This is a genomic window from Streptomyces sp. NPDC030799 (assembly GCF_055572255.1).
Genome location: NZ_JBVIDS010000021.1, coordinates 163,029 through 163,829, shown reverse-complemented (window position 1 = coordinate 163,829; position 801 = coordinate 163,029). Strand labels below are relative to the sequence as shown.

Annotated in this window: 1 rRNA gene and 1 pseudogene; one reads left to right on the top strand and one right to left on the bottom strand. The window is 69.0% G+C overall.

The features are described from left to right. A 5S ribosomal RNA gene (rrf, locus tag ACZ41I_RS39760) occupies positions 1-92 on the top strand; the annotation flags it as partial. A gap of 31 nt (positions 93-123) precedes the next feature. Here rrf and ACZ41I_RS39755 read toward each other — a convergent pair. Then, a pseudogene (locus tag ACZ41I_RS39755) lies at positions 124-801 on the bottom strand (hypothetical protein); the annotation flags it as partial.

Below are 801 nucleotides of genomic sequence, written 5' to 3'. Positions count from 1 at the left end.
CGCCCGGTTACATTCCGAACCCGGAAGCTAAGCCTCACAGCGCCGATGGTACTGCAGGGGGGACCCTGTGGGAGAGTAGGACGCCGCCGAACAATCTTTGGAAGGACCCCTGGTCACCAGCGTTCAGCTGGGACCAGGGGTCCTTTTGTTTTTACAATGCTTGCGGTACCTAAGACAGGAGTCACCATGTCCACCAACTCTCCCGACGACCGACCGGAGCGCGACCAGCGGCGACGGGACAGTGGTGACCGCGCTGATCGTGGGGGCTACCGGGGCGACCGTGGTGGCTACCGCCGCGACAACGACCGTGGCGGTTACGGCCGGCGTGATGACAACCGTGGTGACCGCGGCGGCTTCCGCCGTGACGACCGCCGGGATGACCGGCGTGACGACCGGCGCGACGACCGGCGTGACGATCGGGGTGGCTTCCGGGGTCGTGACGACCGTGGTGGTTACGGCCGTCGGGATGATCGTCGTGAGGGTGACCGGGGTTCGCGTCCGGCCTTCCAGCGCGACGACCGTGACCGTGGGCCGCGTCGGGACGACCGCCGTGACGACCGTGGCGGCTTCCGTCGCGACGACCGTGGCGGGGACCGTCCGTCCTACCGTCGTGACGACGACCGTGGCGGTTACGGCCGGCGTGATGACACCCGTGGCGACCGTGGCGGCTTCCGCCGCGACGACCGGCGTGACGACCGCCGCGATGACCGGCGCGACGACCGGCGTGACGATCGGGGTGGCTTCCGGGGTCGTGACGACCGTGGTGGTTACGGCCGTCGGGATGATCGTCGTGAGGGTGAC